The following is a 17,367-nucleotide window of genomic DNA, read 5'->3' on the forward strand; positions in this document are numbered from 1 at the left end:
GGGTCATGTCAAGAGGGCGCGGGCCGCGGCGAAGCGGCCGGCGTACGCCGGATCGACCGGCGCGGCCTCCAGTCCGGCAACCGCGCAGACGCGCTGCACGTGCGCGTCCGCGGGCTCGGCGAGCGACGCGTAGCAGGTCGCCGCGACCGCGTACGCCTGCTCGCCGATCCAGCCCGTGGGCCACAGCTCCGCGGGCAGCTCGGGCTCGCGGAGCACGACACGGCGGTAGGCGTGCACGAGCAGAGTGCGCGTCAGAAACGCGTCCTCGGGGTCCATGTCCGGCGGTGTTCCTTCGTCCAGCGCGGCGAGCGAGTCCGCGAGCGGGCCGAAGCGGCGCAGGAACGCCTTCCACGCCGGCTCGAGCTCACGCAGGCCACCGGTCAGTGCCCGCGCCAGGTCCTTGGTCGAGCGGCCGCCCGGGGCGACCTCGCCGCGGAAGACCGCGACGTGGTCGGCCAGGCCGAGGTCGGCGAGCAGCTGCTGCAGCTCCTCGGTCCGGTCGAGGGGGCAGACGTGCACCGGCGGGTTGAGCGAGCCGAAACCGAGCCAGGCGAGCTGCTGGCGCAGCGCCGTCCGCTCGCCCGTCGGCAGGCCCGGCGACTCGACCGCGACCGTCCACCGGCCGTCCCACGGCGTCGCGGTGCGGGGGTGGTAGATCCGGCGGTCCGCCTCGCGGAACTCGTTCCGGGCGGCGGGGGCGATCGAGTAGAAGCTCAGGCGCCCGTCGCGCCGGTTTCCGACCAGACCGTCGGTGACGAGCCGCTGCAGCGACGTCCGGACGAGCCGGTCGTTGATGCCGAGCGGCTCGACCAGACGCGACAGCGTCCCCAGCCACACCTCGCCCCCGCGCGGGGCGACGGAGTCACCGAAGATCGTGACCAGGAGCGAGCGCGCGCTGGCGTCCGGTTCGCGGCGGAACCGTCGAACCAGCAGCGCGCAACGATCCTGAGCTTCCGTCATTCAGTTCACCTGGCGTCCGCCCTGCTCCTTCCAGTACGGCTCGCGCAGTTTGAACTTCTGGATCTTGCCGGTCGCGGTGCGGGGGATCTCCTTTCGGAACTCCACCGACGTCGGCGCCTTGTAGCCGGCGAGGCGCTCCTTGCAGTGCGCGATCAGCTCGGCCTCGGTGACGTCCGCATCCGGCGCGAGGACGACGAGCGCCTTGATGGTCTCGCCCCACTTCTCCGACGGGACGCCGATGATCGCGACCTCCGCCACCGCGGGGTGCGAGAAGAGCGTGTCCTCGACCTCGATCGAGTTCACGTTCTCGCCCCCGGTGATGATGATGTCCTTCTTGCGATCGCCGATCGTGAGGTAGCCGGCCTCGTCCATCGAGCCGCCGTCGCCGGTGTGGAACCAGCCGTCCTCGATGGCCTCGGCCGTCGCGTCGGGGTTGCGCCAGTACCCGGCCATGACGACGTTCGAGCGCGCCAGCACCTCGCCGTCGTCGGAGATCCGCAGCTTGACGCCCAGGGCCGGCTTGCCGGCGCGGGACATCTTGCGCGCCTTCTCCTCGCCGGGCGCGTCGTCGTCCGCGGGGTCGGGGACGTTGACGGTCAGCAGCGGCGCGGTCTCGGTGAGGCCGTAGATCTGGTTGAACTCCCAGCCGAGCTCGTCGCCGATGCGCTGGATAGTCCGCGACGGCGGGGGAGCGCCGGCCACGACGATCCGGACCTGGTCGCGGCCCGGCACCGGGTCGAACTCGGGCGCCGCGTCGAGCGTCGCCGCCCAGACCGCGGGGGCGCCGCACATGATCGTGACGCCGTGCTTCTCCACCCGGCGCAGGATCTCGCCGCCGTCGATCTTGCGGATGACGACGTTGGTCGCGCCCAGGCCCACGGTCGCGTACGGCATGCCCCAGCCGTTGCAGTGGAACATCGGCAGGGTGTGCATGAGGACGTCGCGCTCGTAGAGGCGGACGTGCATCGAGAATGTCACCGCGTTGATCCAGATGTTGCGGTGCGTCAGCTGGACGCCCTTCGGCGAGGCGGTGGTGCCCGAGGTGTAGTTGATCGTGGCGGTCGCGTCCTCGTCGGGCGCGGCCCACGGGCGCGGCTCGACGCCGAAGCGCAGAACCGACTCGCTCTCCTCACCGAGGACGAAGCGGTGCCGTGCGCCCTTCACGTCCTTGAGGTCGGCGTCCAGTTCCGGGTCCACGAACAGGACGTCGGCCTCGGAGTGGTCGACGATGAACTGCACCTCGTGCGGCCGCAGCCGGAAGTTGATGGGGACGCAGATCCGCCCGGTACCGGGCACCGCGTGCAGGAGCTCCTGCAGCCGCGCCGAGTTGTGGCTGACGACCGCGACGCGCGCCCCGGGCTCGACGTCCAGCGCGTCCAGACCCGCCTGCCACGCCCGCACCCGCTCGCCGAATTGACGGTAGGTCGTGGTCGCCACCGGGGCCGCGGGCTGGTCGGGTTCGTCGACGATCGCGGTGGAGTCCCCGAAGGCGGTCACAGCCCGGTCGAGGAAGTCGGACACGATCAGGGGAACGCGCATGCGGTGCCTCCACGGGCGTCGTACCGGGGGTGTGCCCCACCGAAGTTAGTCCGTCCGGACGCCGCCGTCTCGTGCCACCCACCGCTCGACTGACGACGGGGGTGACGGGGAAGGATGAGGGCATGACTGCGATGAAGTTCGGGGTGTTCATCCCGCAGGGCTGGAAGATGGAACTCAAATCCATCGAGGATCCGGCCGCCAAGTGGGCCAAGTCGGTCGAGATCGCCGAGCTCGCGGAGGAGCTCGGTTACGACTCCCTCTGGGTCTACGACCACTTCCACAACGTGCCGAAGCCGGCGCAGGAAGCCATGTTCGAGTGCTGGACGACGATGGCCGCGATCTCACAGCGGACGTCGCGGATCATGCTCGGCCAGATGGTCGGCTGCAATCCGTACCGGAACCCGGCGCTGCTCGCGAAGATCACCTCGAACATCGACGTGATGTCCGGCGGCCGCCTGATCTGGGGCATCGGCGCGGGCTGGTACCGCAACGAGTTCGCCGGCTACGGCTACGAGTTCGCGTCGAACCGCGACCGCCTCCGCGCCATGCGCGAGTGCATCGAGATCGTGACCGGGATGTGGAAGGAGCCCTCCTTCTCCTACGACGGCGAGTACTACCAGCTCGACCGCGCCGAGTGCGACCCCAAGCCGCTCCAGGCCCGGCCGCAGGTCCTCGTCGGCGGGGGCGGCGAGAAGGTGACGCTCCGGATCGTCGCTCGCCTCGCCGACGCCTCCAACTGGGGCGGCAAGCCCCACGAGTGGGCCGCGAAGGCCGAGATCCTTCAGGGCCACTGCCGCGACGTCGGCCGCGACTACGACGAGATCGAGAAGACCTGGTCCCCGGAGATCCACGTTCGCGAGACCGAGGCCGAGATCGTCGACGGCGGCTCCCGCAGCACCTGGGGCGAGGAGTTCGACTCCTGGCGCGAGGGCAATCTCGTCGGCACCCCCGACCAGGTCGCGGAGAAGATCGCCGCCTACCGGAACATGGGCTGCACGGGCTTCTACCCCTGGTGCTCCGACTACCCCGACACCACGACCATGCGGCTCTTCGCCGAGAAGGTGATCCCGCAGTTCCGCTGAGTCCCCAGCCAGCGACAGGGTTGAAAGAACTGAGGCGACTTCCGGCCCGGAAGTCGCCTCACCCGTTTCAACCCTGTCTCTGACTGGGGGCGGTCGGTGCAGGTCTGGGCCCGGATGGCGTCGGACCTAGAGCCGTGGGGGCCGCTGGAGGTGACCAGTCCTCACCTCGGCGGCGCCGACCCAGCGCGCTTGCCTACGCTGGGCGACATGACGCCCCTGTCGGGTGACCCGGCACTGCAGGCCGTGGTCGAGGCGGCCAGATCCTGGGCGGCTGGGAATCTGGCCGACCGTCGGCTGCCTGCCCAGGTAGACATCGATGAGTTGATGGCCAGCGACCCTCCCCCCAAGGCTGTGGCCGCGGCGGTGGCCTGCGGCGACGTCGCCTTCAGGGAGGCACTCGCGATGGGTTCGAGTGTGAATGTGATCGTCGCGATTCCGCTGGAGTACTCAGAAGTTTTGTCGATGGTCGCTCCGCGACTCGGGGAGTTGATCGATCAGTCCTGGCCGTATGGCCCCGGGGTCCAGGTACCGGGGATTTACCTCGTCGATCCCGAGATCCTGGCGACCTACGAAGCGACCGAGGAGTACCGCCTTGCCCTCGACGATGAGGCGATCCCTCGGGGAGCCGTCGCCTATTACCGATGTTGGCGAGAGCTGAGCGAGGGCGCTCTGACCTTGGAGTACGACCGCGCAATCTATTTCCGGTGGATCTCCCACCCAGGGATCACGTCCCAGCGCTAAGGCGGCGGTGTCGCTCACTCCGGCGGAGTGAACGTTCTCGCCGGGCGGGGCGTCCTAGTCTCGACTCGTCGAGGTGGGGAGGTCCGGTGCGGCGGATTTTGGCTGGACCGGTAGCGGTCGGACTCGCCCTCGTGCTCGGGGCGTGTGACGGCGGTGGGGAGGACGACCGTGCCGGGGGCGTCCCGACGGCCGCAGCACCGACCCCCACGCCCCGGCCCGCCGGCTGGCCGAACCTGATCACGCAGTCCAGCCCGACCGTAGGCGGCCTTGATGCGATCGTCGGCGGTGTCCTTCGGGTCAGCCGTGAAGGGTGCGTGACCCTGGAACCTGCACCCGGTGAGAGTTACGTGCTCCTCGCCCCGTACGGGTCCGAGGTCACGGGGGACGGCCGCACCTTCGAGCTGGCGGGCATGGGGACGTTCCGGGTGGGCGACCGAGTGCGCGGCGCTGGGGGTTATGCCGACGGGGTCCCTCGGCGCAACGTTCCCGACCGGTTCCAGCCCTGTCTCCCCGAGAAGGGCTCCATCAATTGGGTCTCGATCCGCGCGATCGACCGTTGATCCCCAGCCAGCGACAGGGTTGAAAGAACTGAGGCGACTTCCGGCCCGGAAGTCGCCTCACCCGTTTCAACCCTGTCGCTCATTGGGGCGGGATCGACCACGACCGGCGAGGTCAGTCGGCCCATGACCAGTGCGCAGGCCCTCTACCGGTCCGTCGGGTTCCGGGACGTCGACGCGTTCGCGGGGAGTCCGCGACCCTCGGCAGGCACGTCCTCGAGCTCGACCTGATTGGCCAGGAGCCGGTCGGGTAGCGGCAGGGCCGTGCGCAATCCCGAGGGCGCCCCGATCGCGCCCGGTCTTCTCTTCGGCATCGGGCTCGGCGGCTTCATCGACGGGATCGTCCTGCACCAGTTGCTGCAGTGGCACCACATGGTCAGCCACGTCGACGACTACCCGATGACGACGCTCGCGGGCCTGGAGGCGAACACCCTCGCCGACGGGATGTTCCACCTCGCGACCTGGGTCTGCGTCCTGGTGGCCTCGGTTCTCACGCTCCGCGGCTGGCAGCAGCGCCGGCTCGCGCCGAGCTGGCGTTTCCACGTCGGGCTGCTGCTCGCCGGCTGGGGGCTGTTCAACCTGGTCGAAGGCCTGGTCGACCACCAGATCCTCGGCGTCCACCACGTCCGCGACGACCTCGGAGCCCCGCTGAGCTGGGACCTCGGCTTCCTCGCGTTCGGCGCGCTGCTCGTTGCTGTCGGGACCGCGCTCCACCGCTCCGCCGCGGCCCGGCTCCCGGCCGCCCGCTGACGCGCGACCTGGGAGCGCGCTTGGGAATCGGCGACATCCTCCCGCCGCCTTATCTAAGGTGTTTAGATGACGCCGAAGCCGCTGACGCGCGGATCAACGCAGGGGTAGATTCCCCGTGGTCGCGCGGGCGCGCACCGGAACACCGAACGAGAGGACCGCAATGAGCCTGACCGACGACGTCCAGGTACCGCTGAAGGGCACCGACCGCTTCTTCATCAACGGCGAGTGGGTCACCCCCAGCTCCGACTCGGCGTTCCAGGTGATCGACTCCAGCACCGAGCGTGCCGTCTTCAGCGTGGCGGAGGCGCAGGCCGCCGACATGGAAGCCGCGATGGAGGCCGCCCGCCAGGCGTTCGACAAGGGCCCGTGGCCGCGGATGTCGCACTCCGAGCGCGCCGGCTACATGAACGCCCTCGCCGACAAGCTCGCCGAGAAGGCGCAGGTCTACGCCGACCTGTGGCCGCGTGAGTCCGGCGTCCTGCACTCGATCTCGCAGTTCATGGCGATGTCCATCCCGGACCTGTTCCGCTACTACGCGAGCCTGGCCGACACGTACCCGTTCGAGGAGAACGTCCAGCCGACGCCGAACCCGCTCTTCCCGCCGAGCTACGCGCTGCTCGTGCGCGAGCCGGTCGGCGTCGTCGCGGCGATCGTGCCCTGGAACGGCCCGCTCGACCTCGCCGCGATCAAGCTGGCCCCGGCCTTCATCGCCGGCTGCACCGCGATCCTCAAGATGTCGCCCGAGGCGCCCGCCGCCGGGTACCTGCTCGCCGAGGCGGCGGAGGAGGCCGGCCTGCCGCCGGGCGTCCTCAACGTCGTCACCGCGGACCGCCAGGTCTCGGAGATGCTCGTCCGCGACCCGCGCGTCGACAAGATCGCCTTCACCGGATCGACCGCCGCGGGCCGCCGCATCGCCTCGATCGCCGGTGAGCGCATCGCCCGCGTGACGCTCGAGCTCGGCGGCAAGTCGGCCGCCGTTCTCCTCGACGACGCCGACATCGCGACCGCCGCCCAGACCCTCGCCGGGGCCGAGTGCCTGCTCACCGGTCAGGTCTGCGCGTCGCTGACCCGCATCGTCGTCCCGCGCTCGAAGCACGACGAGTTCGCCGAGGCCCTCGCCGCCGCGTTCTCCGCCGTCACCGTCGGCGACCCGTTCGACCCCGCGACCCACATGGGCCCGCTGACCTCGGCCAGCCTGCGCGACCGCGTCGAGGGCTACATCGCCAAGGGTGTCGAGGAGGGCGCGCGCCTGGTCACCGGCGGCGGCCGGCCCAAGCACCTCGAGCGCGGCTACTACGTCGAGCCGACGGTCTTCGCGGACGTCAACAACAAGCAGACGATCGCGCAGGAGGAGATCTTCGGCCCGGTCCTGTCGGTCATCCCCGCGGACAGCGAGGAGGAGGCGATCGACATCGCCAACGACACGATCTACGGCCTCAACGCCGCGGTCTTCACCCCGGACGCCGCGCGCGCCCGTGCGGTCGCGGCCCGCCTGCGCTCCGGCACGGTCGGCCACAACAACATGAAGCTCGACATGGGCATCGCCTTCGGCGGCTTCAAGCAGTCCGGCCTCGGCCGCGAGGGCGGCACCGAGGGTCTGCGGTCCTACCTCGAGACCAAGACGATCCTGCTGGACGAGAACCCGTACGCCTGACGTTCCGTCAGCTTCTTGCGTCCGGCCAACTGTGGGCAATAGGCCACAGTTGGCCGGACGCAGCGGTTAAGCCAGGGCGCGGCGCAGCTCGGGAAGCAGTTCGTCGCGGGCCCACGGGAAGTAGGCCTCCTGCGCCTCGCCGCCGATCTGGACCAGTGCCAGGTGCGTGAACCCGGCGTCGGCCCACGCACGGCACGCCTTGACGACGGCGCCGACGTCGGCGCCGCACGGCATCGCGGCCGCGACGTCCTCGGGTCGGACGAACTGTGACGCCGCGTCGAACGCCGCCGGGCCGGGCAGCTCGGCGTTGACCTTCCAGCCCGCGCCGAACCAGCGGAACTGCTCGTGGGCCCGGCGCACGGCCGCGTCGGCGTCGGTGTCGTAGCTCAGCGGCTGCTGTCCGTAGCGCGGCTTGCCCGCCCCGCCGGCGGCGTCGAACGCCTTGCCGAGTTCGTCGTTCGGCTCGACGGCGATCAGCAGGTCGCCGTACTTCCCGGCCAGCTCGCACGACTGCGGCCCGGACGCCGCGATGCCGATCCGCGGCGGGGTGTCGGGGACGTCGAAGAGCTTCGCGGACTCGACGTCGAAGTGCTTGCCCCGGTAGTTGACGTCCTTGCCCGTGAACAGGGACGAGATGATCTCGACGGCCTCGGTGAGCATCTCGTGCCGGATGTCGACCGGCGGCCACCCGCCGCCGACGACGTGCTCGTTGAGGTTCTCGCCGGCCCCGAGACCGAGGCTGAAGCGCCCGTCCGAGAGCAGCGCCGTCGTCGCGGCGAGCTGCGCCACCACCGCCGGGTGGTAGCGCCGGATCGGACAGGTCACGTAGGTCATCAGCGGCAGGCGCTCGGTCGCCTGGGCGACGGCGCCGAGCACCGACCACGCGTTGGGGGAGTGCCCCTGCTCGGAAAGCCAGGGGAAGTAGTGATCCGAGATGACCGCGTAGTCGAACCCGGCCTTTTCGGCGGCGACCGCGTCCCGGACCAGCTGCTGCGGTCCGGCCTGCTCGCACATCAGCGTGTATCCGATCTCCATCCCTCGGGACTGCCCGTCGGCCGGCGGCGAAAACAGCTACTCGGTGCAGGCGCTCTCGGTGCAGGAGAGGTCGAGCGCCCCCTCGGTGCACATCTCCTCGGCGGCTGCCTCGGCGCAGGACGGCGTACCGGCCGCGCGCATCAGCAGCCCGTGCAGGGCGGTGCGCTCCTCGACGCTGAGTCCGGCGAGCAGCTTCTCCTCGACCGTGCGGAGCCGGCGCTGGATGCGGCGCAACTCGCGCATCCCGGCGGGGGAGAGCTCGACGATGTGGCGGCGCCGGTCGGCGGGGTCGCGCCGGCGGACGACGTAGTCCCGGTCCTCGAGCTCGTTGAGCAGCCCGACGACGTTGCTGGGGTCCAGGTGCAGCGTCTCGGCGAGGGTCTGCTGGCCCACCGGGCCGTGGTCGGCGAGCAGCGTGAGTGCGACGAGGTGCCGCGGCCGCAGCCCGCCCGGGGTCATCGCGGCCTCGGCGGCGCGGCGCCCGACGCGCGCGAGGTGGTCGAGCAGCGGAAGCACCCGCAGCTCGTCGGTCACCACCTTCGGCGTCGCCATGACCTCAGGGTACGCCGGCGGGCCACTATCCATGACACGACAATGATTTGTGTGCTACAAACTATCTATGCCTCACCTCCTACACCTCGACTCGTCCCTCCGGTCGGAGGGCTCACGCAGCCGCCGCCTCTCCGCGCACTACGCCAAGCTCTGGCGGACGGCACATCCCGACGGCACGGTCGCCTACCGCGACCTGGCCGCCGACCCGATCCCGCACCTCGACGAGGCCGGCTTCACCGCGGCCTTCACGCCGGAGGCGGACCGCACTCCGGAGCAGAACGACTCGTTCAAGATCAGCACCGAGCTGATCGACGAACTGGTCGCGGCCGACACCGTCGTCATCGGGCTGCCGCTCTACAACTTCAACGTCCCCAGCACCTTCAAGGCCTGGTTCGACCGCATCGTCTCCGAACGGACGCTGGGTCAGCTGACGGGGACGAAGCTCGTCGTCGTCACCGCCAGCGGTGGTGGCTACGGCCCCGGCACCCCGCGCGAGGGCTGGGACCACCGCGAGCCGTGGCTGCGCCACGCGGTCACCAACCTCGGCATCACCGACGTCACCTTCGTCGGCGCCGAGCTCACCCTGGCCCGCGAGTCGCCGCAGATGATCCCGCTGGACCTCGGGGCCGCGGAGGACCAGAGCTTCGCCGACGCTCTCGCGGCGATCGAGGAACTGCTCGCCGCCTGAGCGCCCGGCCCGCCACCGGGCCGTCACGCCGACCGGAACACGATTTTTTAGAACCAACTTTCAATCTTGAACGTCGACTCCAAATGGTCTACGTTCTCGTTGTCGGAAGGAGGTTCGCCTCGTGCTGCTGCTCGACGGAATCTTTGCGGGCTACGGCGGCGTGACGGTCCTGCGCGGGGTGACCCTCGCGGTGCCGCCGTCGTCGGTCGTCGCGCTGCTCGGCCCGAACGGTGCCGGGAAGACCACGCTGCTGCGCGTCGCGTCCGGTCTGCTCCGGTCGACCGGGGGCCGAATGCTGCTCAACGGCGAGGACGTGACGCGCCGTCCGCCGCAGGACCTGGTCGCTCGCGGCGTGTGCCACGTCCCGGAGGGCCGGGGCGTCTTCCCGACGATGACGGTGCGGGACAACGTTCTGCTCCAGGCTCGCCCCGGTCAGGAGGCCGACGCCCTCGAACGCGCCGTCGCCGCCTTCCCGCGGCTCGGGCAGCGGATGAACCAGGTCGCCGGGACGATGTCCGGTGGCGAGCAGCAGATGCTCGCGCTCGCGCGGGCCTACGTGCAGTCGCCGTCGGTGGTGCTGCTCGACGAGGTCTCCATGGGCCTCGCGCCGAAGATCGTCGACGAGATCTTCGAGTTCCTCCGGATGCTCGCCGGCTCGGGCGCGTCGCTGCTGCTCGTCGAGCAGTACGTGACCCGTGCGCTCGAGGCCGCCGACTACGTCTACCTGCTCGACCGAGGGGCCGTCAGTTTCGCCGGTGAGCCGGGCGAGCTCGACTCCGCCGCGATCTTCGCCAGCTACCTGGGGGCGCAGTGAGGGCCGGGCTCCGCCGGACCGCCGCCGGCGCGCTCGTCGGCGGGTTGCTGTGCACGGGCGCGGTCCTCGCCGGCGCCGGGGACTCCCGCGCCGAGACGACGTTCGACGCCACCGCCGCCGCGTACGGCGTGTGGGTCACCGCGTCCAACCCGAACTTCCCGCTCGGTGTCGTTCCCGAGGGCTCGGGCCCCACCGCCCAGGCCCGCCTGTCCGCGCTGCCTCGCTCGTCCGCGCTCGCGAGCTTTCCGTACCCGGGTGACGGACTCGTCGGCCTGCCCGGTCTGATCGGCGCGCTCGCGCCGGGCTTCCCGCCGCTGCCGGACTACCCGCTCTACGCCAACACCGAGCTGGGTGACGAACCGAGCGCCGTCACCGCGCCCGGCGTCGAGCTGGCGGCGGAGAGCTCGGACCGCCTGGCCGCCGGAAGGGCGCAGTCGGTGAGCGCCGCCAGCGGCTACGTCGCGACGGCTCGCGTCGAACGCCTCAGCGACGGCGGCGTGACTGCGATCGCCGAGGCGCGGCAGTCGGCCCTCGCCCTGGCCGGGCTGGCGACGTTCGACGGGATCCGCAGCATCGCGAAGGTGACGTCGAGTTCGGACGCGAAGCTGACGCGCAGTTCGATGCTCGAGATCGACTCCCTGCGCCTGCCCGGCGTGAAGTTCGCCGCGCCCGACGGCTCGACCTACGTCGGCCCGGAGTTCGCCTTCCGTGACGGGCAGTTCCACCTGCTCCCACCCGCGGGGGAGGGTCAGGCGACGCCGATCCCCACCGACGCGTTCTTCGACGGCCTCAAGGCCGCCGGCATCGAGGGCAGCTACCAGGCGGCCCGAACGACCGACACCGGGATCATCGCGCCCGTCCTGTCGTTCACCGCGCTGATGCCCGCGCCGCCGGACAACCCGCTCTTCGGCGGTCAGACGAAGCTGACGCTCGACATCGGACACGCCTTCGCCACGATCGCGGCGCAGGTGATCCCCGAGGGCCCGGCGGCCGTCGCGCCCGCAGGCACGGACACCGCCGTCACCCCGACCGACACGACCCCGGCCGGGATCGACGCCGCGGGCGTCCCCGGTGCGCTGCCCTCGACCGGGGCCCTGCCGGCGGCGGCGCCCGGCGCGGTGCCGACGTCCCTGGTCGCGGGGAGCGGTGTCGTCCCCGACTTCGGTGACCTGCGCCGCGGCGGTGTCGGCGACATCTATCTCGTGCTGGCGGGCGCCTGCCTGGCCGGCGTCCTGGTCACCGGTCTCGTCCGGCGAGGAGTACGCGCATGAAGGCCCCCACTCAGCACGATCTGCCGACCCTCCTCAAGGCGCAGTGGGACCGGGCTCTTGCGTTGGCCTGCATCCTCGGCGCGGTGATCGTGCTCGTCGTCGGTTACATCGGGATCAGCGACACCCCGTACGTGGCCGAGCAGCTGCCGTACTTCATCTCGGCCGGCGCCGGCGGCGTCGTGCTGTGCGCGGTCGCGGGGATGATGTGGGTCTCCGCCGACCTGCGGGACGAGTGGCGCGAGCTGCGCGCCCTGCGCGAGCAGCTCGCCGCGTCCGACGCCGAGGTCTGAGTCCCCTCGAGATGACGAGTACTCAGGTGACGACGCCTGCCGTGCGGACCCGGGCACGGACCCGGCCCGCCCGGGCGGCGCGCGAGATGCCGGACGCGCTGTGGACGCGCGCCGACCTCGTCGTGACCGTGGTCCTGCTGGCCGCCGGCGTGCTGCTGGTCGTGCTCGCGTGGTTCGGCGCGAGCGACACCACCGACTGGGACAGCCAGATGTCGTGGACCGCCCTGGCGATGATCGGTGTGGTCGTGGCCTGCGCCGGCGTGGGGGGGTGGCTGTACCGCGGCTTCGCCCGGGTGCGTGTCGAGGCGCGCGCGGTCCGGCGTTCGGTCGGCCGGCGGATCGCGGCGCGCACCGCCCCGGCCGCCGGCGCGGACGACGCCGTCGACCGCCGCCGGGTCACCGTCGCCGGCATGGCGCACCACCACCGCGCCGATTGCCTGCTGGTGCGCGGGAAGCCGGTCGTCGCCGCGGACGAGACCCTCCTGAAGCCGTGTGGGGTCTGCGCGTGAACGACTACCTGCCCTTCCTCGTCATCGGCGTCACCGTCGGGTCCATCTACGGCATCGCCGCGATGGGTCTCGTACTCACCTACAAGACCTCGGGTGTACTCAACGTCGGGCACGGCGCGGTCGCGGCCGCGGCGGCGGTGTGCTTCCACCAGTTGCGCCAGGAGCACGGAGTGCCCTGGCCGGTGGCGGCCGCGATCGCGATCCTCGGCTTCGGCGTCGTCGCCGGCCTGCTGATGGAGCAACTCGCCCGGTCGCTGGCCCATGTGCCGACCAGTTCGAAACTGGTCGCGACCGTCGGTCTGGTTGTCGCGATCCCGGCGCTGGTCGCGCTGCTGTTCGGGGTGTCGGCGAAGCGGTTCGATCCCCTGTTGGAGCAGGAGACCGCGTTCACGATCTCGGGCGTCAACGTCACGACCGAGAACGTCGTGGTCGTGGTGTTCGGGCTGCTGTCCGCGGTCGCGCTCTACGTGTTCTTCAACCGCTCCCGGCTCGGGCGCGCGATGCGCGGCGTCGTGGACGACCCCGACCTGCTCGGCCTCACCGGCGTCGGCCCCGCGCGCGTACGGCGGATGGCGTGGCTGATCGGCTGCTCGTTCGCCGCGGTGTCGGGCATCCTGCTCGCGAGCGCGCAGCAGCAGCTCGACGTCACGTTCCTCTCGTTGCTGGTCGTCCAGGCCTTCGGCGCCGCCGCGATCGGCGCGTTCACGAACCTGCCGCTGGCGTACGCGGGCGGCCTCGCGATCGGTGTCCTGCAGGCGGTGCTGTCCAAGGAGGCCAGTGCGCACTCCTGGATGCAGGGCTTGGACGTCAACACCCCGTTCCTCGTGCTGTTCGTCGTCTTGCTGGTGCTGCCGCGGCGCAAGCTCGTCGAACTCGGCCGGGCGGTGCGTGGCACCGGGCGCACCCGCACCGCTCCGCCGTGGCAACAGGTCACCGGCTGGTCGGTCGTCGCCATCGCGGCACTGCTCGCCCCGAGGTACTGGGGCGTGCACCAGTCCTCGTACACGGTCGCGGCGACGCAGGTGCTGCTGTTCCTCTCGCTCGTGCTGCTCGTGCGGATCTCCGGGCAGATCTCGCTGTGCCAGGTCGGGTTCGCCGCGATCGGTGGCGCGATGGTGGGTCAGCTGCTCGACCAGGGTCTGCCGTGGGGCCTGGCCGTCCTCGGCGCGGCGCTGATCGCCGTGCCCGTCGGGGCGGTCATCGCGATCCCCGCGATCCGCCTGTCCGGGCTCTACCTCGGTCTTGCGACGCTCGGCTTCGGCATCCTGCTCGCGCAGTACGCGTACACCAAGGACTGGTTCTTCGGCACCCAGGGTCAGGCGACGCGGCGACCCGACGGCCTCGCCGGCGACACCGCGTACTACTACCTCGTCCTCGCGTTCGGCATCGCCGCGATCCTCGCCGTCGCCGCCCTCGAACGGTCCCGCCTCGGCCGGCTGCTGCGCTCGATGGCCGACAGCCCGATCGCGCTCGCGACGCTCGGCACCAGCGTCAACGTCACCCGCACGCTGGTGTTCTGCCTCTCGGCCGCGCTCGCCGCGCTGTCCGGTGCGCTCGGGGCGTGCGTGTTCGGCTCGGTCAGCGCCGACTCCTACAACTACCTGAACTCGCTGCTGATCCTCGCGGTGCTCTCACTCGCCGGCCGGGGCACGCTCTCGGCCGCGGTCATCGCGCCGATCATCAGCATCCTCCCGCTCGTCTACATCGACGGCGAGACTCCCGCCCAGTGGCTGCAGCTGATCTTCGGCGTCGCGGCCATCCTCTCCGCGGTCGACCTGCCCACCCGGATCTCGAAGTTGATCGCCCGCGGCGCGGTCGACTCCGAGTACCGGCGCGGCCGCGGCGGACCCATCTCGGGCCGGACGTCGGAGCCCACCCCGACCCGGCCGCTCGTGACCACGAGGAGTGCCCCGTGATCCGTACCCGTTCCTCGCACCGCCGTCTGCTGAGGACCGCGGCCGTCACCGCCGCTGTCGCGCTCGTGCTCACCGGCTGCGGTTCCCGCCTGGACCGCGCGTCGGTCGTCGCCGCGGAGAGCGGCGAACTCGCCGAGCGGCTGGCCGAGGCGCAGGCGAACAACGCCGCGGCCGCACCCGCGACGACGGACACCGACCCGGGTGCGGGCGTCGGTGCGGTCGCGCCCGGCCAGACCGTCGACGCCCCGGTCGCGGCGGGGACGAACACCGGGGGAGCGGTCGCCACCCCGACGCCGGCCGCGTCCGCCACGGGTGGCGGTGCCAAGGCGAACACCAACGGCGCGAGTACCGGCAAGACCCCCGTGGCGGCCGGGTGCGCGAAGCAGGGCCCGCCCGTGGTGATCGGTCAGGTCGGCGCGTTCAGCGGTCTGGTCGGCGCGAACACCCAGGGCGCGGTGAACACCCTCCCCGTGTGGGTGCGTGACGTGAACGCCCGCGGCGGCATCGGGTGCCATCCCGTGACGCTGTTTCAGAAGGACACCGCCTCGGACCCGGCGAAGGCCGAGGCCGCGGTCAAGGAGATGGTCAACGTCCGCGGCGCGGTCGCGCTGGTGGCGAGCTACGCCCCGCTCGACATCGTCGGGTTCCGCAAGGGCGTCGAGTCGGCGAAGATCGTCTCGATCGGCGGCGACCAGGTGACCCCGGACTGGCACATGTCGCCGTACCTGTACCCGGTCGGGGGGATCGAGCGGGCGCAGTTCGCCGGGTCCGCGAAGGCGCTGCAGGCCAAGGGCGTCGACAAGCTCGCGATCTTCTACTGCGTCGAGTCCACGGCGTGCACGGCGTTCAGGGACACCCTCGACAAGGAGGGGTACGCCAAGAAGTTCGGAATGGACATCGTCTACCAGACGCAGGTGTCCCTGACGCAGAACGACTTCACCTCGGCCTGCCAGTCGGCGAAGAACGCCGGGGCGAAGGCGGTCGTGTTCGCCGGTGACGCCGGGGGCGTCCAGCGCACGGCCCGGTCCTGCGCGACCGTCGGCCTGAGCGTCCCGATCGTCATCGCGGCGACGCAGGCGACGTTCGACCCGAACGACAAGAACCTGCAGAAGGCGACCGTGTCGATGGCGTCGGCCATCTTCCCGTTCACCCAGCAGGACAACGAGGCGCAGAAGGCCTTCCGCGCCGCGATGGCGCGGTACAACCCGACGGCCGACATCAACCACGCCGCCGCGCTGACGTGGTCCAGCGCCAAGATGCTGGAGCGCGCGATCGAGCTGCTCGGCCCGTCGGTGCACGAGGTCCCGCTCACGCGCGACCACATCATGCAGGGCCTCGGCAAGATCAAGAAGGAGACCCTCGGCGGGCTCATTCCGGCGACCTCGTACACCTTCAACCAGAAGCAGGCCGCCGAGAACCTGTGCTACGCCGCCATGGCCTTCGACCACCGCGGCTTCCACGCACCCCAGGGATCGAAATTTGACTGCATCTGAGTTCTCCCGGCGGGCTCTCCGTGCCGCCGCCGTCGTCGCTTCCGCAGCGCTCGTCCTGAGCGCCTGCGGTGCGCGGACCGATCACGCCGCCGTGGTCGCCGCCGAGAGTGGCGGCCTCGCCGAGCAGCTCGCGCAGACCCAGGCGAGTGCGGCCGCCGCCGCTCCCGCGACGGCCGACGCCGGGACGGGTGCGGTCGCCGCGGCGCCGGGCGCGGTCGCCGCGGTCGGCGGAACGGTGCCGGCCGGGGGAGCGGGCGCGGCCCCGACCCCGGCGGCGGGCACCAAGTCCTCGGCGGGCCGGACCAATGCGAGCGGCGGTGCCAAGACGCCGGTCGCCGCCGGCTGCGCGAAGCAGGGGCCGCCGGTCGTCCTCGGCCAGGTCGGGGCGTTCAGCGGTCTGGTCGGGGCCAACAACCAGGGTGCGGTGCAGACGCTCCCGGTCTGGGTGCGCGACGTGAACGCCCGTGGCGGCCTCGGCTGTCACCCGGTGACGCTGTTTCAGAAGGACACCGCCTCGGACCCCGCCAAGGCGGAGGCCGCCGTGAAGGAGATGGTCCAGGTCCGCAACGCGGTGGCGCTGATCGCCAGTTACGCGCCGCTCGACATCGTCGGATTCCGCAAGGGTGTCGAGTCCGCGAAGATCGTGTCGGTCGGCGGAGACCAGGTCACCCCGGACTGGCACCTCTCGCCGTACCTGTACCCGGTGGGCGGTATCGAGAAGGCGCAGTTCGCCGGCTCGGCCAAGGCGCTGCAGTCCAAGGGCGTCGACAAGCTCGCGATCTTCTACTGCGTCGAGTCCTCGGCGTGCACGGCGTTCAAGGACACGCTGGACCGCGACGGCTACGCCAAGAAGTTCGGGATGTCGATCGTCTACCAGACGCAGATCTCCCTGACCCAGAACGACTTCACCTCCGCCTGCCAGGCCGCCAAGAATGCCGGGGCGAAGGCGGTCGTGTTCGCCGGCGACGCCGGGGGTGTCCAGCGCACGGCCCGCTCGTGCGCGACCGTTGGGCTCGACGTCCCGATCGTCATCACCGCGAGCCAGGCGACGTTCGACCCGAACGACAAGAACCTGCAGAAGGCGACGGTCTCGATGGCCACGCCGATCTTCCCGTTCATCTCGACCGACGACAACCAGGCGATCAAGGACTACCGCGCCGCGATGGCGCGCTACAACCCGACGGCGGAGTTCAACAACGCCAGCGCGCTCACCTGGTCCAGCGCGAAGATGCTCGAGCGCGCGGTCGAGCTCCTCGGCCCGTCGGCACGCGACGTCCCGCTCACCCGCGACCTGATTCTGCAAGGCCTCGGCAAGGTGAAGAAGGAGACCCTGGGCGGGCTGATCCCGGCCACGACCTACACCCTGAACCAGCCCCACGCCCAGGAGAACTTCTGCTTCGCCGCGATGGGCTTCGACAGCCGCGGCTTCTTCGCCCCCGCCGGCGCCCGCTTCGACTGCATCTGACGCGCCCGCTGTTCAGAAAGGGGTGTCACCCCCACTGTTGAAGGCGGGGGA

The 17,367-nt window shown here is 71.1% G+C and carries 17 protein-coding genes; 13 read left to right on the forward strand and 4 right to left on the reverse strand.

The window, feature by feature from the left end:
* Window positions 1-3 precede the first annotated feature (3 nt).
* Window positions 4-960, reverse strand: coding sequence for a PaaX family transcriptional regulator (locus SPOPO_RS30105; protein ID WP_019876080.1), 957 nt, complete (start codon window positions 958-960; stop codon window positions 4-6).
* Entirely contained in the window at window positions 961-2,499 is a 1,539-nt protein-coding gene (locus SPOPO_RS0116705) for an AMP-binding protein (protein ID WP_019876081.1), read from the reverse strand.
* Window positions 2,500-2,621: 122 nt separating this feature from the next.
* On the opposite strand from SPOPO_RS0116705, the gene SPOPO_RS0116710 reads away from it, so the two are divergent.
* The 5 genes from SPOPO_RS0116710 (at window position 2,622) to SPOPO_RS0116730 (ending at window position 7,283) form a co-directional block, all read left to right on the forward strand.
* On the forward strand, window positions 2,622-3,581 hold the full coding sequence (locus SPOPO_RS0116710) for a TIGR03560 family F420-dependent LLM class oxidoreductase (protein ID WP_019876082.1): 960 nt from the start codon (window positions 2,622-2,624) through the stop codon (window positions 3,579-3,581).
* Window positions 3,582-3,788: 207 nt separating this feature from the next.
* A complete protein-coding gene (locus tag SPOPO_RS0116715) occupies window positions 3,789-4,322 on the forward strand; it encodes a hypothetical protein (protein WP_156869962.1) in 534 nt (177 codons plus the stop codon).
* A gap of 314 nt (window positions 4,323-4,636) precedes the next feature.
* Window positions 4,637-4,882: a hypothetical protein gene (locus tag SPOPO_RS0116720; RefSeq protein WP_156869964.1), complete on the forward strand. Its 246-nt coding sequence runs from the start codon at window positions 4,637-4,639 to the stop codon at window positions 4,880-4,882.
* A gap of 261 nt (window positions 4,883-5,143) precedes the next feature.
* Window positions 5,144-5,629, forward strand: coding sequence for a DUF2243 domain-containing protein (locus SPOPO_RS0116725; protein ID WP_019876087.1), 486 nt, complete (start codon window positions 5,144-5,146; stop codon window positions 5,627-5,629).
* A gap of 160 nt (window positions 5,630-5,789) precedes the next feature.
* The gene (locus SPOPO_RS0116730) at window positions 5,790-7,283 is read left to right on the forward strand and encodes an aldehyde dehydrogenase (protein WP_019876088.1); all 1,494 of its coding nucleotides are present in this window, start codon (window positions 5,790-5,792) and stop codon (window positions 7,281-7,283) included.
* A gap of 66 nt (window positions 7,284-7,349) precedes the next feature.
* Here SPOPO_RS0116730 and SPOPO_RS0116735 read toward each other — a convergent pair whose 3' ends face one another.
* Together SPOPO_RS0116735 and SPOPO_RS0116740 are read right to left on the reverse strand one after the other, a co-directional pair.
* Window positions 7,350-8,318 carry an LLM class F420-dependent oxidoreductase gene (locus SPOPO_RS0116735; RefSeq protein WP_019876089.1) on the reverse strand — a complete coding sequence of 323 codons (969 nt, stop codon included), beginning with the start codon at window positions 8,316-8,318 and terminating at the stop codon, window positions 7,350-7,352.
* A gap of 36 nt (window positions 8,319-8,354) precedes the next feature.
* Window positions 8,355-8,870 carry a MarR family winged helix-turn-helix transcriptional regulator gene (locus SPOPO_RS0116740; protein WP_019876091.1) on the reverse strand — a complete coding sequence of 172 codons (516 nt, stop codon included), beginning with the start codon at window positions 8,868-8,870 and terminating at the stop codon, window positions 8,355-8,357.
* 67 nt (window positions 8,871-8,937) lie between these two features.
* Here SPOPO_RS0116740 and SPOPO_RS0116745 point away from each other — a divergent pair, with 67 nt between their 5' ends.
* The 8 genes from SPOPO_RS0116745 to SPOPO_RS0116780 all read left to right on the forward strand — a co-directional run bounded on the left by SPOPO_RS0116745 (window position 8,938) and on the right by SPOPO_RS0116780 (window position 17,316).
* Window positions 8,938-9,558, forward strand: a complete 621-nt coding sequence (locus SPOPO_RS0116745; protein WP_019876092.1) for an FMN-dependent NADH-azoreductase — start codon at window positions 8,938-8,940, stop codon at window positions 9,556-9,558.
* Between the two features lie 121 nt (window positions 9,559-9,679).
* Entirely contained in the window at window positions 9,680-10,372 is a 693-nt protein-coding gene (locus SPOPO_RS0116750; RefSeq protein ID WP_019876094.1) for an ABC transporter ATP-binding protein, read from the forward strand.
* Window positions 10,369-11,643, forward strand: coding sequence for a hypothetical protein (locus tag SPOPO_RS0116755; protein ID WP_019876095.1), 1,275 nt, complete (start codon window positions 10,369-10,371; stop codon window positions 11,641-11,643). The genes SPOPO_RS0116750 and SPOPO_RS0116755 overlap by 4 nt, the downstream gene beginning before the upstream one ends.
* Window positions 11,640-11,933 carry a hypothetical protein gene (locus SPOPO_RS0116760; protein WP_019876096.1) on the forward strand — a complete coding sequence of 98 codons (294 nt, stop codon included), beginning with the start codon at window positions 11,640-11,642 and terminating at the stop codon, window positions 11,931-11,933. Before SPOPO_RS0116755 ends, SPOPO_RS0116760 begins: the two co-directional genes overlap by 4 nt.
* Window positions 11,934-11,959: 26 nt before the next feature.
* On the forward strand, window positions 11,960-12,442 hold the full coding sequence (locus tag SPOPO_RS0116765) for a hypothetical protein (RefSeq protein WP_156869966.1): 483 nt from the start codon (window positions 11,960-11,962) through the stop codon (window positions 12,440-12,442).
* Window positions 12,439-14,358, forward strand: a complete 1,920-nt coding sequence (locus tag SPOPO_RS30110) for a branched-chain amino acid ABC transporter permease (protein WP_156869968.1) — start codon at window positions 12,439-12,441, stop codon at window positions 14,356-14,358. Before SPOPO_RS0116765 ends, SPOPO_RS30110 begins: the two co-directional genes overlap by 4 nt.
* Window positions 14,355-15,851 carry an ABC transporter substrate-binding protein gene (locus tag SPOPO_RS0116775; RefSeq protein ID WP_019876099.1) on the forward strand — a complete coding sequence of 499 codons (1,497 nt, stop codon included), beginning with the start codon at window positions 14,355-14,357 and terminating at the stop codon, window positions 15,849-15,851. The genes SPOPO_RS30110 and SPOPO_RS0116775 overlap by 4 nt, the downstream gene beginning before the upstream one ends.
* On the forward strand, window positions 15,838-17,316 hold the full coding sequence (locus SPOPO_RS0116780; RefSeq protein WP_156869970.1) for an ABC transporter substrate-binding protein: 1,479 nt from the start codon (window positions 15,838-15,840) through the stop codon (window positions 17,314-17,316). The genes SPOPO_RS0116775 and SPOPO_RS0116780 overlap by 14 nt, the downstream gene beginning before the upstream one ends.
* The last annotated feature ends 51 nt before the right edge of the window (window positions 17,317-17,367 follow it).

This window comes from Sporichthya polymorpha DSM 43042 (assembly GCF_000384115.1).
Lineage (GTDB): Bacteria > Actinomycetota > Actinomycetes > Sporichthyales > Sporichthyaceae > Sporichthya > Sporichthya polymorpha.

Excerpts from the sequence above, each read along its gene's own strand:
- SPOPO_RS30105 (WP_019876080.1), bottom strand. The coding sequence starts at position 960 with ATGACGGAAGCTCAGGATCGTTGCGCGCTGCTGGTTCGACGGTTCCGC.
- SPOPO_RS0116705 (WP_019876081.1), bottom strand. The coding sequence starts at position 2,499 with ATGCGCGTTCCCCTGATCGTGTCCGACTTCCTCGACCGGGCTGTGACC.
- SPOPO_RS0116710 (WP_019876082.1), top strand. The coding sequence starts at position 2,622 with ATGACTGCGATGAAGTTCGGGGTGTTCATCCCGCAGGGCTGGAAGATG.
- SPOPO_RS0116715 (WP_156869962.1), top strand. The coding sequence starts at position 3,789 with ATGACGCCCCTGTCGGGTGACCCGGCACTGCAGGCCGTGGTCGAGGCG.
- SPOPO_RS0116730 (WP_019876088.1), top strand. The coding sequence starts at position 5,790 with ATGAGCCTGACCGACGACGTCCAGGTACCGCTGAAGGGCACCGACCGC.
- SPOPO_RS0116735 (WP_019876089.1), bottom strand. The coding sequence starts at position 8,318 with ATGGAGATCGGATACACGCTGATGTGCGAGCAGGCCGGACCGCAGCAG.
- SPOPO_RS0116740 (WP_019876091.1), bottom strand. The coding sequence starts at position 8,870 with ATGGCGACGCCGAAGGTGGTGACCGACGAGCTGCGGGTGCTTCCGCTG.
- SPOPO_RS0116745 (WP_019876092.1), top strand. The coding sequence starts at position 8,938 with ATGCCTCACCTCCTACACCTCGACTCGTCCCTCCGGTCGGAGGGCTCA.
- SPOPO_RS0116760 (WP_019876096.1), top strand. The coding sequence starts at position 11,640 with ATGAAGGCCCCCACTCAGCACGATCTGCCGACCCTCCTCAAGGCGCAG.